This window comes from Streptococcus henryi DSM 19005, from assembly GCF_000376985.1.
Classification (GTDB): domain Bacteria; phylum Bacillota; class Bacilli; order Lactobacillales; family Streptococcaceae; genus Streptococcus; species Streptococcus henryi.
Window position 1 is genome coordinate 1 of record NZ_AQYA01000030.1, and the last position, 13,119, is coordinate 13,119.

Sequence of the window (13,119 nt, forward strand, 5' to 3'; positions counted from 1 at the left end):
GCCGGATGGAAGGCTGGTCGGCCAGTATGAGACTTTTCTTCCAGTAAAACATGATTAGGGATACTGTCCACGAAAAGACTGATGAGTCTAACTTCATGGTTCATGGGAATATCGTAAGCAAGATTTAGTTCCAAACTTAACTGATTTGTGTTATACTCTTTATACATAGTCATGGCTTTCTAATTGTTTTGTCGTTATTATAATTATAAACCATGACATAGGAAAACGAGCATCTCCAACTGCGGAAATGCCCGTTTTTTTTGTGTTCTGAAGCTAGTTTTTGCCCAGCCTCTTTTTGATGTTCCAAACGATGAGAATTCTTATTTTAAAGTTGTCAAAGTTCCGAAAGCCAAAGGCATTTCGTTTAATGACTTTGACAAGGTTGTTTGTTGTCTCTAGCTTTGCATTTGAGTAAGGTAGTTCAATCTTGTCTTTGTCTTTTAAAAAGGTTCTAAAAACAGTTTGAAAGATAGGATTTACAATGGAAAGCGTCTTCTCAATGAGACCAAAGAAATGGTCGGCTTGTTTCTCTTGAAAATGAAAGAGTAAGATTTGGTAGAGTTTATAGTGTTCTCGAAGTTCTTGTGAGTAAGAGAGTAGCATTTCTAAAATCTCTATGTTGGTCAAATGCAAGCGAAAAGTCGGGCGATAAAATCGTTTATCGCTGAGTTTACGACTGTCTTGTTGGATGAGCTTCCAGTAACGTTTTAGTGACTTATACTCGATAGATTTTCTGTTAAATCGGTTCATGATTTGGATACGAAGACGATTCCTAGCCCGACTCAAATGTTGGATAATGTGGAAACGATCGAGAACGCTTTTGGCCTTTGGAAAGCGTTTCTTAGCGATGTCGTAGTAGGGACTGAACATGTCATGTCCATGGTGATGACTTTAATACGGCTTCTGACCTGTCTTGTGTAGCGCAGGAAGTGATTGCGAATGGTTGCTTGTGTTCGTCCATCCAAGATGGCCAGTATCTTGAGAGAGTCAAAATCCTGAGCAATGAAACTCATTTTACCTTTCTTGAAGCTGTATTCATCCCAGCTCATATTGGTTGGTAGCCAGGTCAGTCTTGAATTGGAACTCTTTAAGTTTTCGAATGACCGTGGAGGTAGATACGGCTAAGCTTTCAGCGATGGCTGTCATAGATGCTTTTTCAATAAGATATTGTGCGATTTTTTGGTTGACAACGGTTGCGATTTGGAGGTTTTTCTTGACCAGAGAGGTCTCAGCGACCGCCATCTTTCCACAAGCCTGACAGCGAAAGCGTCTTTTTCTTAAACGAATCAAGGTCTTATAACCAGCACATTCCAGATAAGGGATTTTAGATTCTTTTTGGAAGTCATATTTAGCCATCTGACCATGACAGCTGTTGCATTTAGGAGCTGGATAATCAAGCTTAGTGAAGATTTCCTTATGTGTTCCAGCATCTAGATATTCCAAAATGCTGATATTCTCATCTTTAATTCCCAGTAAGTTTATTAAAAAATTTAGTTGTTCCATATGAGTCTTTCTAAAATGATAGTTTGGTCGCTTTTCATTATAGGTCATATGGGACTTTTTGTATACACTCAAAAAGGCTCCATAATCTCTGCGGTGGATTTACCCACTACAGAAATTATGGAGCCTTTTTCTTTTATCAATGTAGTCGTCAGTGTGTCATCACGAACAAATATGTTATAATATTCTTGTATAATTCGTAAAATTCATCTGTTTTGCGAACCTAACTCAGATTTTGGTCCATTCCAAACGTTTTTCTTTATATTGAGGTATTGTAGCTATGAAATTGTTAGTTGTTGGTTCAGGTGGTCGTGAACACGCCATTGCTAAGAAGTTATTGGAGTCTCCGCAGGTGGAGCAGGTTTTTGTGGCTCCTGGAAATGACGGCATGACCTTGGATGGTCTGGATTTGCTTCCTATTGCTATTTCCGAACATTCCAAACTCATTGATTTTGCCAAGGGAAATGACATTGCCTGGTCCTTCATCGGTCCGGATGATGCGCTAGCAGCTGGTATCGTGGATGATTTTAATGCAGCTGGTCTCAAGGCTTTTGGTCCAAGCAAATTGGCAGCGGAGCTGGAGTGGTCTAAGGATTTTGCTAAGGAAATCATGGTCAAATACGGCGTTCCGACAGCAGCCTATGGCACATTTTCCGACTTCGATCAAGCTAAGGCCTACATCGAAGAGCATGGCGCTCCAATCGTAGTCAAGGCTGACGGTTTGGCGCTGGGTAAAGGCGTTGTCGTGGCAGAAACCGTGGAGCAAGCGGTAGAAGCGGCTCGTGACATGCTTTTGGACAACAAGTTCGGCGATTCAGGTGCCCGTGTGGTCATCGAGGAGTTCCTGGACGGCGAGGAGTTCTCCCTCTTTGCCTTTGTCAACGGAGACAGCTTCTACATCATGCCGACGGCTCAGGACCACAAACGTGCCTACGATGGCGACAAGGGGCCAAACACGGGTGGTATGGGGGCTTATGCGCCTGTTCCCCACCTGACTGACGACCTCATCAACCAGTCCATCGAGACCATCGTCAAGCCAGTCCTCAAGGGCATGATTGCCGAAAACCGCCCTTACCTAGGCATCCTTTACTGCGGCCTCATCGTGACGGCTGATGGCCCTAAGGTCATCGAGTTCAACGCCCGCTTCGGCGACCCTGAAACCCAGATTATCCTCCCTCGCCTGACTTCCGATTTCGCTCAAAACATCAGCGATATCTTGGATGAGGTGCCGACTGAGGTGACCTGGACCGACCAAGGCGTGACACTGGGCGTGGTTGTCGCTTCCAACGGCTACCCCCTCGATTACGAAAAAGGCGTGGTGCTGCCAGCTAAGACCGACGGCGACATCATCACCTACTATGCAGGGGCTAAGTTTGATGAAAATGGCCAAGCACTGCTCTCAAACGGCGGACGCGTATATATGCTGGTCACCACAGCAGATACCGTCCAAGCTGCGCAGGACAAAATTTACGCTCAACTGAAAACTCAAAACACAGATGGACTCTTTTACAGAAATGATATCGGAAGCAAAGCCCTTGGAAAATAAATCCTGTGTCTTGGTCAGCGCCTGCCTGCTAGGTCAAAATTGCAAGTACAACGGCGGCAATAATTATAACCAAGCTGTCATTGACTTTGTCGCAGACAAAGACGTCATTCCCATCTGTCCAGAAGTAGCAGGCGGACTCCCTGTCCCAAGAAATCCTGTTGAAATATCAGATGGTCAGGTCTTTGATGCCCATGGCCAGAACTATGGCCAGGAATTTCAAGCAGGAATTGACCGCACCCTTGCCAGCATGGCTGGAAAGGACATTGATCTAGCCATCCTTCAATCCCGAAGCCCATCCTGTGGTGTCAACCAAATTTACGATGGCAGCTTCACAGGCAAGAAAATAGCAGGCAGCGGCCTCTTTGCCCGAAAACTCAAAGAATTCGGCTATAGAGTTCTTGATGTAGAAGATTTCAAAGACTATCTAGAGTCTTGTACAGAATAAAGATAAAGCCAGGCGACGAAGTCGCTCTCTGAAAAGAAAGAAGAAAGGAACTGAACACGCCTACGATACTGTGCAAAAAGATAAGTCATTCCTAGAGGCCTGTGCCTCGTCGTCAGACTTCCTATTTTGCTGTGTGTCGCTTAACGGCGTTTGTATCTTATATTATGAAACCAGTAATTTCTATCATCATGGGCTCAAAATCTGACTGGGCCACTATGAAAAAAACAGCAGATGTTTTGGATAACTTCGCTATCCCCTACGAAAAGAAAGTCGTCTCTGCCCACCGCACGCCTGACCTCATGTTCAAGCATGCGGAGGAAGCGCGTAGTCGTGGCATCAAGGTTATCATCGCAGGTGCAGGTGGCGCTGCCCACTTGCCAGGTATGGTAGCAGCTAAAACGACCCTGCCAGTCATCGGCGTACCCGTAAAATCACGTGCCATGTCTGGTCTTGACTCCCTCTACTCTATCGTTCAAATGCCAGGCGGCGTCCCAGTAGCGACCATGGCTATCGGAGAAGCAGGCGCAACTAACGCTGCTCTGACTGCCCTTCGCATCCTGTCTATTGAAGATGCAGCAATCGCCCAAGCCCTTGCGGATTTCCACGCCGAACAAGGCCGTATCGCAGAGGAGTCAACCAATGAGCTGGACTAAAACAATCGGAATTATCGGTGGCGGTCAACTGGGTCAGATGATGGCCATTTCCGCCATCTACATGGGGCACAAGGTCATCACCCTGGATCCAGCGGCGGACTGCCCAGCCTCTCGCGTTAGTGAAGTCATCGTAGCTGCCTATGATGATGTGGATGCTCTGCGTCAACTAGCTGAGCGCTGCGATGTCCTGACCTACGAATTTGAAAACGTGGATGCGGATGGTCTCGATGCGGTTATTAAGGAAAATCAGCTGCCGCAGGGAACGGATTTGCTGCGCATTTCTCAAAATCGTATCTACGAAAAAGATTTCCTGGCTCAAAAAGCTCAGGTTGTGGTGGCTCCTTATAAAGTTATCAAATCAAGTGACGATTTGGCAGACCTAGATTTGTCCAAAAAATATGTCCTCAAAACCGCAACAGGCGGCTACGATGGACATGGACAAGTGGTCATCAAGTCTCAAGAGGATTTGGCTGACGCGAACCAATTAGCGGATTCAGCTGACTGCGTCTTGGAAGAATTCGTCAATTTTGATTTGGAAATCTCAGTCATCGTATCAGGCAATGGGCAAGATGTGACCGTCTTCCCAGTCCAGGAAAATATCCACCGCAACAATATTCTTTCTAAAACGATTGTGCCAGCCCACATTTCAGATGAATTGGCTGAAAAAGCCCAAGCCATGGCAGTGCAAATCGCCAAAAAATTGGAGCTGTCAGGAACCCTCTGTGTGGAAATGTTTGCGACTGACCATGACATCATCGTCAATGAAATCGCACCTCGTCCTCACAACTCAGGACATTATTCTATCGAAGCCTGTGATTTTTCTCAGTTCGACACTCACATTCTGGGAGTGCTCGGTTTACCGCTACCGCCAATCAAGCTTCACGCACCAGCAGTCATGCTCAATGTACTAGGTCAGCATATGGAAAAAGCACAAGCCTTTATCCAAGAAAACCCTAGCGCCCACCTCCACCTTTATGGTAAACTAGAAGCGAAGCACAACCGCAAGATGGGGCATGTGACCCTCTTTGCGAAGGATGCGGAAGAGTTTGGGAAAGGTGTGGAATTTTAAAGGGGTTTAAATTTGGATTTTTTCATTAATTATGTGGTTCCTGTTTTAGAATTGATAATGTCAATTACTGGAGTTGTTTTTCTATTTAAACCAACGGAACCATCAATTCATATTGGAGTTGGAGATAAATATTATTTTGCTCAGAATACCAATGTGACAAGTAGTCAGAGTTCAACAAGTCAAAGTGACTACGGACCTGTAATTTTTGCCATGATCATACTGTTTGGGACCTATCTTTTTTACTCTTTGATAGGAAAATTAATGATTTTTATAATCATGGTAGTTGCTTTAATAAAAATCATTCGGTACAAGCGTTTAGGAATTGACTTCAGAATTGAATTAATTCCACCAATAATAAGCATTTTAGCATTTTATTCGTTGAACTTTGTACCAACTAATGTAAATGAATTTTGGGAAAACAACATCAAAGTTGACTTTGGTAAATTTACTGGACTAAGCTCCTCTATAGAATCAATTTTAGCCCCCTTTCCTGAATTTGTTAAATTGTTTACAAATTTTGAAGAGGATAAGGTCCGGAATATTTCGATTTTTGCTACCTTATTAATGACTTTATTTGTTTTATTTTTTGAAGGAACTTCTATATTTCAGAAAAAAGAAAATCTAAAAGTTTCATCTAAAGGTTTTGTAGCCTTTTATTGTATATCCTTATTAATCTTACTGGGATATGCATTTTATCATATTGAGCAAAACCCTGTGAGAATTGTGACAAAATCAATTATAAATTGGTTTAATAATTAGGTTTTGTTATCTAATAGCTTATTATGTTTGTATGTCAGAAAAGCATAGGTAATTCGTGTCCGTTTAACTAAATTCTGACAAAATTAATAAAAATTAAAAATACTGAGTTCCCTGTATTCTCGAAACTGAATACGGGCGTCTCTGTTCCACAAATTTAGAAAGGACTAGGGCATCATATTTGCTGAACTGAACCCGGGCGGAAAGCTCGGAATTTAGATAAACCGCATAGGGCGCAAGCGCCCGTCGTTGGTTTCCTAAAATTCAGTCGCTTTCTGGTCGCCCTTGGTATCATAATCATGCTAGAACGTTATTCTCGCCCTGAAATGGCGAATATTTGGTCGGAAGAAAATAAGTACCGTGCTTGGTTGGAGGTTGAAATCCTCGCAGACGAAGCATGGGCTGAGTTGGGTGAAATTCCCAAGGAAGATGTGGTTAAAATCCGTGAGAAAGCGGACTTTGACATCAACCGCATTCTTGAAATTGAACAAGAAACCCGCCACGATGTGGTGGCTTTTACCCGTGCGGTTTCTGAGACGCTCGGTGAAGAGCGCAAGTGGGTCCATTATGGTTTGACATCAACTGACGTGGTGGATACAGCCTACGGTTACCTTTACAAACAAGCCAATGACATCATCCGTCGTGACTTGGAAAACTTTAAAAACATCGTTGGTGAAAAGGCTAAAGAGCACAAGATGACCATCATGATGGGTCGTACCCATGGTGTCCATGCTGAGCCAACAACTTTTGGTCTCAAATTGGCAACTTGGTACAGCGAAATGAAGCGCAATATCGAGCGTTTCGAGCGTGCAGCTGAAGCAGTTGAAGCAGGTAAGATTTCCGGTGCCGTTGGTAACTTTGCCAATATTCCACCATTTGTGGAAAAATATGTCTGTGACAAATTAGGCATTCGTGCTCAAGAAATTTCAACCCAAGTCTTGCCACGTGATCTCCATGCAGAATACTTCTCAACTCTTGCCATCATTGCGTCATCTATTGAACGTATGGCGACTGAAATCCGTGGTCTGCAAAAATCTGAACAGCGTGAAGTGGAAGAATTCTTTGCCAAGGGTCAAAAGGGCAGCTCTGCCATGCCTCACAAACGCAACCCAATCGGTTCTGAAAACATGACCGGTTTGGCGCGTGTTATCCGTGGTCATGCTGTCACTGCCTATGAAAACATTTCTCTATGGCATGAGCGTGATATTTCTCACTCATCTGCAGAGCGTATCATTGCGGCGGATACTACTATCCTCATCAACTACATGCTCAATCGTTTCGGAAACATCGTCAAGAACTTGACTGTTTTCCCAGAAAACATGATTCGCAACATGAACTCAACCTTCGGTCTTATTTACAGCCAGCGTGTCATGCTTAAACTTATTGAAAAAGGCATGACTCGTGAAGAGGCTTATGACCTTGTTCAACCGAAAACAGCTCACTCTTGGGACAATCAAGTCGACTTCAAACCTCTCCTTGAGGCTGACCAAGCCGTGACATCTCGCCTAACTCAAGACGAAATCGACGAACTCTTTAATCCTGTATATTATACAAAACGCGTGGATGAAGTCTTTGATCGTATCGGTCTTGGTGATTAATCTTTTGAAAAATAGCAGAGCACCTCAGCTGAAAAGTTGAGGTGTTTTTTATCTATCTTAAGTCAAACCTCTTATTTTTTGAAGGAAGTAGAAAATGTTGTGATAGCAATACTTAGCAATTATATATTTTTCACACAAAGTGAAACAAAAGTTTACTAAATGTATCTATATTTGCTATAATATTAAAAAGAAAACGTTCACAATGAGGTGCTAAATGAAGGAGACATTTGGAGAAAAAGTCAGATTGCTTAGAGAAGGGAAACAACTGACTCGTGAAGAGTTTTGTGGAGATGAAACAGAATTGTCAATCCGCCAGTTGGCCAGAATAGAATCAGGGAAATCCACCCCTAATCTAGCCAGAGCACAATTTATAGCTCAACAATTAGGAGTAGGACTCGGAGAACTAACAGACGGAAAAAGTCTGGAGCTTCCTAAGAGGTATACTGAGTTGAAGTACTTAATATTAAGAACACCAACTTACATGGATGCAGAACGATTAAGAATCAGAGAAGAGCAGTTTGATGAGATTTACGAGAAATTTTATGAAGAGTTACCTGAAGATGAGCAGCTTACAATAACATTTATCCAATCAAAGTTTGAAGTTTATCAAACAGGAGATACTGAATTTGGAACGGATGTTATTGAAGATTATTTTAAGCAAGTTCAAAAAAAGAAGTTATACACATTAAATGATATAGTGTTAATTGATTTATTCTTAACATGTTCAATTGTGTCGAATTTTACGTCACATCTTTTTGATAATGCTATCTATGAATTGCTGTCATCTAATCTTATTAAACAAAGTGAATATCTTCCAATAGAAGATTTACCACTATTAAATAGTGTTTTGCTTGTTTGCGCAGATGCCTCTGTAAGACTTGAAAAATTTAATTTACTTAGTAATCTACTTTCCGCTAGTCATTCTTTAATGACTAAGATTCAGGATTTTCAAAAAATGCCAATCTATAATATGTTGATGTGGGAATACTATTTGTTTGGAGAAAATAATTATGTTCAGGCAGAAAATCATTATAACCAATCAATATTATTTGCCAAGATGATGAATGATATCCATTTAGCTGAAAAATTGGAAAAAGAGTGGGAGATGGATAATTTAGGGAAATAATAATTTGCAGCATGACAAGGATGTCATGTTGTTTTTTTAATAGAATAGGTATAATGACAATATAAAAATTAAAGGAGTTAAGTTACTATGAAAAAACTTAAACAATATCAACTAATTTTACTTTTTGCTGCCACAGTCATTGTAAGAACTGCTGTGTTACTCAAAGATTTTGATTGGTGGCGTATCGGTTAATAGTTATAATTATCAGTTAAATATTACTGACTTCATAGTAAAGGAGTAATCTCATGCCAATCTTACGCATCAAAAATAAGACTTACATTAACCAGCTAATATGGGTTATTCTAAAAGATAAGCCTGAATCTCATCATTTAACATTTTTACAAGCTGGAGAAACTAGGAGTTTGGTTTTTGAAGATAATCAGACTGTTATCATTCGTGATCGCAGCCCCTTTTATGAATTTAAATCTTCAGATTATCATCGTATGTCAAGGCATTTTGAATTCTTAACAGAACAAGTTCAGGTTACTAGTTAGCCAAAACACTCCTGCTAGGTTAAAAATAGTCTCAGCTCAGCTAAATTTTTGCTATAATAACTGTATGACTAGAATTTTAGATAATGATTTGATGGGAGATGAAGAGTACGTAGAACGTACCCTGCGTCCCCAGTATTTACGAGAATATATTGGACAGGATAAGGTTAAGGACCAGCTCAAGATTTTTATTGAAGCGGCCAAACTTCGTGATGAGTCTCTGGACCATGTGCTCCTTTTTGGTCCTCCAGGGCTTGGTAAGACGACCATGGCCTTTGTTATCGCTAATGAGCTAGGTGTTAACCTCAAACAGACCTCAGGTCCTGCCATTGAAAAGGCTGGTGACTTGGTGGCTATCCTTAACGACTTAGAACCTGGTGATGTCCTCTTTATTGACGAAATCCACCGCATGCCCATGGCTGTAGAAGAAGTCCTCTACAGTGCCATGGAAGATTTCTATATTGATATTATGATTGGCGCTGGTGAAACCAGTCGCAGCGTCCACTTGGATTTGCCACCCTTTACCCTAATTGGTGCGACGACTCGAGCTGGGATGCTCTCTAATCCATTAAGAGCACGTTTTGGTATTACGGGCCATATGGAATACTACGAAGAAGCTGACCTCACAGAGATTGTTGAACGTACCGCAGCTATCTTTGAGATGGAAATCGTACATGAAGCTGCGCAAGAGCTGGCAAGACGTAGCCGCGGAACACCCCGTATTGCAAATAGACTCCTAAAACGCGTCCGTGACTATGCCCAGATTATGGGAGACGGTATCATCACAGCCCAGATTACTGATAAAGCACTAAGCATGTTAGATGTAGACCACGAGGGATTGGACTATGTTGATCAGAAGATCCTAAGAACCATGATCGAAATGTATAACGGTGGTCCAGTTGGTTTGGGCACTCTATCAGTTAACATCGCAGAAGAACGTGATACCGTTGAAGACATGTACGAACCCTATCTCATTCAAAAAGGCTTTATCATGCGTACTAGAACAGGACGCGTGGCAACGGCTAAGGCATACGAACACTTAGGCTACCCTTTATCAGATAAGGGATAAGCACCTCTCGAAGCTCTCTGATGATTTCCCTAAATAGTCTAAGTTTGCCAAAACATTTTGATGCTTTCCAAAAGAATAAATTTAATCTCATGCCTTTCGATGTGAAGGGCTTTTTAGGTGGAAAAAGCGGACAAAATAAGGTAATATTATTATTAGAATTGTCATAGAAGAAAAGGTTGAATATGAAAAGAGTTCTTTTTGTTTGTTTGGGAAATATCTGTCGCAGTCCCATGGCAGAATTTGTTATGAAGGATCTTGCGAAAGACTACAATATTCATATTGAGAGCCGTGCAACGTCTAATTGGGAGCATGGAAATCCCATTCATCCAGGAACTCAAAAGACCTTGAAAAAACATTCTATCTCTTTTGATAAGCAGAAAGGTTCTCAGCAGATTTCTCGTCAAGATTTGGAAGATTTTGACCTCATTTTAGGTATGGATGCTCAGAACGTTAAAGATTTAAAGAGACTTTCACGAGGTCAATTTGATCACAAAATTTTTATCTTTAGAGAGTCTGGTGTTCCCGATCCGTGGTTTACTGGAGATTTTGACGAAACATATGACTTGGTAACCACCGGTTGTGAAAAATGGCTAGCGCAGCTATTGGCACAAAAATAAAGGAAAAGAAATGAAAATAAGACAACTAACAAGAGGACATCTGGAGCTGATCGCTGTCATTGTGATTGTATGCTGTGCTTTGTCTGTCTTTACGCTAAATTTAAAGTCCCAAACGAACCTTCGATATGATCATGGGAAGATTACCTATACCGGCAGTGTTGTCAATCATCGAATGAACGGTCGAGGAAAACTGACTTTTGAAAATGGTGACACTTATGAAGGCGACTTTGTTAATGGTGTTTTTGAGGGGGAAGGGACCTTTACATCGAGTACAGGTTGGACCTACACTGGAGAATTCAAGAAGGGTCAGGCAGATGGTCAAGGTATCCTAACAGCTCAAGATAAAAAGGTCTATAAGGGAAGATTTAAACAGGGGATTTATCAAAAATGAGAATAAAATGGTTTTCACTGGTGCGCGTGACAGGTTTACTGCTTGTCTTGCTCTACCATTTCTTCAAACAAATCTTTCCGGGCGGATTTATCGGTGTCGATATTTTCTTCACATTTTCAGGCTATCTTATTACCGCCTTGTTGATTGACGAATACGCTAAAAGCGAGAAAATTGAATTGCTCAGTTTTCTAAAGCGTCGTTTTTATCGGATAGTACCTCCATTGGTGATGATGATTTTGCTCATCATTCCTTTCACCTTCTTAGTTCGTAACGATTTTCGTGCTGGTATTGGACCACAAATTGCAGCTGCTCTGGGTTTTGTGACAAATATTTATGAGGTGATGACAGGTGGAAATTATGAAAGTCAATTTATTCCGCATCTCTTTGTTCATACATGGAGCTTAGCCATTGAGGTACATTTCTACCTTGTTTGGGGGATTTTACTTTGGCTAATATCTAAGCGTTCAATGACGTCAAATCAGTTTCGTGGTTTGGTTTTTATGATTTCGACTGGATTCTTTACCTTTAGTTTCCTATCCATGTTTGTCAGAAGCTTCTTTACAGAAAATGTTTCTGTTCTCTATTTCTCTACCTTATCGCATAGTTTCCCTTTCTTCTTGGGTGCTATGTTTGCGACAATGACCGGAGTTAAAGAGACGACTAAGCGTTTTTCTAAGAATGTAAAACTTTGGTCTCAAAGACGTGTGGTTTTATCAATGGCAGGGTGTGTTGCACTTTTGTTCTTGTTAACCTTCTTGCTTGATTTTAATCACCAGTTTACATATCTTTTTGGTTTTGTTTTAGCCAGCTTGTTTGCATCACTTATGATTTATGCAGCGCGTGTTTTACATGAGCAGACTCCTAAGCTTCAAGAACCAGCAATCATCACATTCTTTTCGGATATTTCATACGGTATATATTTATTCCACTGGCCATTTTACATTATATTTAGTCAAGTATTTGGCAATGCAATAGCAGTGCTGATGACCTTGCTTTTTTCAATCATTTTAGCAAGTCTATCATATTATGTCATCGAGCCTTTCATTATAGGAAAAATACCAATTCTACTGGGATTGAAGATTGATATAAAACCTTATAAAAAATGGGTATTTGGAATTGTTGGACTCCTAAGTTTGCTAACAGTTATAACAGCTAGTACAGCTCCAAAAGTGGGTCGCTTTGAGACAGAACTTTTAGTTGACTCTCTTCATCAAGCTCAAAATAATATGAACCGAACTCATACTCTGGCTGCGGGTGATGCCAATGCCCTAAGTAGCATCAGTATTATTGGAGATTCAGTTGCCCTTAGATCATCAGCAGCATTTTCACAACTGATGCCAGAAGCGCAGCTTGATGCTGCAGTTAGTCGAAATTTCGATGATGCTTATAGTATTTTTGAAAATCATATTGCGTCACAAACCTTATCTCGTACCATAGTTCTGGCGGTAGGTGTTAATTCACTAGAAAATTACCAGGAATCTTTGCAACAATTCATTGATAAGTTACCGGATGGTTATCGTATGGTATTTGTCAGTCCTTACAACGCGGCTAATGCGGCAAAAGTAGCTGAAGTAAGGGAATATGAATTGTCATTGGCAAAAACTTACTCATTTGTAACTATCGCTGACTGGTACAAGGTATCAGTTGAGAATCCAGCTATCTGGAGTGGCACTGACGGTGTTCATTATAGTGATAGTGATACTACTGGGGCGACCCTCTATGTTGAAACAATTCAAAAAGCCATTCAAAAAGCAGCTAAAAAAGCAGCTAAAGGTGAATGATTGTCTCCTAGAAAAATTTTGATGTTTTTTTTGTCAAATCAATAAAATAAACGAACGATTTCTTTGAAAAATTTGAA

13 protein-coding genes and 2 pseudogenes are annotated in these 13,119 nt (G+C 41.1%); 13 read left to right on the plus strand and 2 right to left on the minus strand.

The window, feature by feature from the left end; translation table 11 throughout:
* Nucleotides 1–167: pseudogene (locus tag F601_RS13080) on the minus strand (IS5/IS1182 family transposase); the annotation flags it as partial.
* Nucleotides 168–273: 106 nt separating this feature from the next.
* Nucleotides 274–1,503 (minus strand): annotated as a pseudogene (locus F601_RS12340) (ISL3 family transposase).
* Nucleotides 1,504–1,780: 277 nt separating this feature from the next.
* On the opposite strand from F601_RS12340, the gene purD reads away from it, so the two are divergent.
* From purD to F601_RS0104655, 13 genes are all read left to right on the plus strand, one after another.
* Complete coding sequence (gene purD, locus F601_RS0104595) at nucleotides 1,781–3,046, plus strand: phosphoribosylamine--glycine ligase (protein ID WP_018164497.1); 1,266 nt, start codon at nucleotides 1,781–1,783, stop codon at nucleotides 3,044–3,046.
* Nucleotides 3,036–3,491: a 2-thiouracil desulfurase family protein gene (locus tag F601_RS0104600; RefSeq protein ID WP_018164498.1), complete on the plus strand. Its 456-nt coding sequence runs from the start codon at nucleotides 3,036–3,038 to the stop codon at nucleotides 3,489–3,491. The genes purD and F601_RS0104600 overlap by 11 nt, the downstream gene beginning before the upstream one ends.
* 164 nt (nucleotides 3,492–3,655) lie before the next feature.
* Nucleotides 3,656–4,144, plus strand: a complete 489-nt coding sequence (gene purE / locus F601_RS0104605; protein WP_026183109.1) for a 5-(carboxyamino)imidazole ribonucleotide mutase — start codon at nucleotides 3,656–3,658, stop codon at nucleotides 4,142–4,144.
* On the plus strand, nucleotides 4,131–5,213 hold the full coding sequence (gene purK / locus F601_RS0104610) for a 5-(carboxyamino)imidazole ribonucleotide synthase (protein WP_018164500.1): 1,083 nt from the start codon (nucleotides 4,131–4,133) through the stop codon (nucleotides 5,211–5,213). Before purE ends, purK begins: the two co-directional genes overlap by 14 nt.
* A gap of 57 nt (nucleotides 5,214–5,270) precedes the next feature.
* On the plus strand, nucleotides 5,271–5,972 hold the full coding sequence (locus tag F601_RS0104615; RefSeq protein WP_248678594.1) for a hypothetical protein: 702 nt from the start codon (nucleotides 5,271–5,273) through the stop codon (nucleotides 5,970–5,972).
* Between the two features lie 296 nt (nucleotides 5,973–6,268).
* Nucleotides 6,269–7,567, plus strand: coding sequence for an adenylosuccinate lyase (gene purB, locus F601_RS0104620; RefSeq protein ID WP_018164502.1), 1,299 nt, complete (start codon nucleotides 6,269–6,271; stop codon nucleotides 7,565–7,567).
* Between the two features lie 214 nt (nucleotides 7,568–7,781).
* A complete protein-coding gene (locus F601_RS0104625; protein ID WP_018164503.1) occupies nucleotides 7,782–8,693 on the plus strand; it encodes a helix-turn-helix domain-containing protein in 912 nt (303 codons plus the stop codon).
* 87 nt (nucleotides 8,694–8,780) lie between these two features.
* Nucleotides 8,781–8,885, plus strand: coding sequence for a quorum-sensing system DWW-type pheromone (locus tag F601_RS13375; protein WP_018164504.1), 105 nt, complete (start codon nucleotides 8,781–8,783; stop codon nucleotides 8,883–8,885).
* 53 nt (nucleotides 8,886–8,938) lie between these two features.
* Nucleotides 8,939–9,187 (plus strand): hypothetical protein, encoded by a 249-nt coding sequence (locus F601_RS0104635; protein WP_018164505.1) that lies wholly within the window; start codon nucleotides 8,939–8,941, stop codon nucleotides 9,185–9,187.
* A gap of 64 nt (nucleotides 9,188–9,251) precedes the next feature.
* Nucleotides 9,252–10,253 carry a Holliday junction branch migration DNA helicase RuvB gene (gene ruvB, locus F601_RS0104640; protein WP_026183110.1) on the plus strand — a complete coding sequence of 334 codons (1,002 nt, stop codon included), beginning with the start codon at nucleotides 9,252–9,254 and terminating at the stop codon, nucleotides 10,251–10,253.
* A 182-nt stretch (nucleotides 10,254–10,435) separates the two neighbouring features.
* Nucleotides 10,436–10,870, plus strand: a complete 435-nt coding sequence (locus F601_RS0104645) for a low molecular weight protein-tyrosine-phosphatase (protein ID WP_018164507.1) — start codon at nucleotides 10,436–10,438, stop codon at nucleotides 10,868–10,870.
* A gap of 10 nt (nucleotides 10,871–10,880) precedes the next feature.
* Nucleotides 10,881–11,261 (plus strand): MORN repeat-containing protein, encoded by a 381-nt coding sequence (locus F601_RS0104650; protein ID WP_018164508.1) that lies wholly within the window; start codon nucleotides 10,881–10,883, stop codon nucleotides 11,259–11,261.
* Nucleotides 11,258–13,042 (plus strand): acyltransferase family protein, encoded by a 1,785-nt coding sequence (locus F601_RS0104655; RefSeq protein ID WP_018164509.1) that lies wholly within the window; start codon nucleotides 11,258–11,260, stop codon nucleotides 13,040–13,042. Before F601_RS0104650 ends, F601_RS0104655 begins: the two co-directional genes overlap by 4 nt.
* Nucleotides 13,043–13,119: the final 77 nt, after the last annotated feature.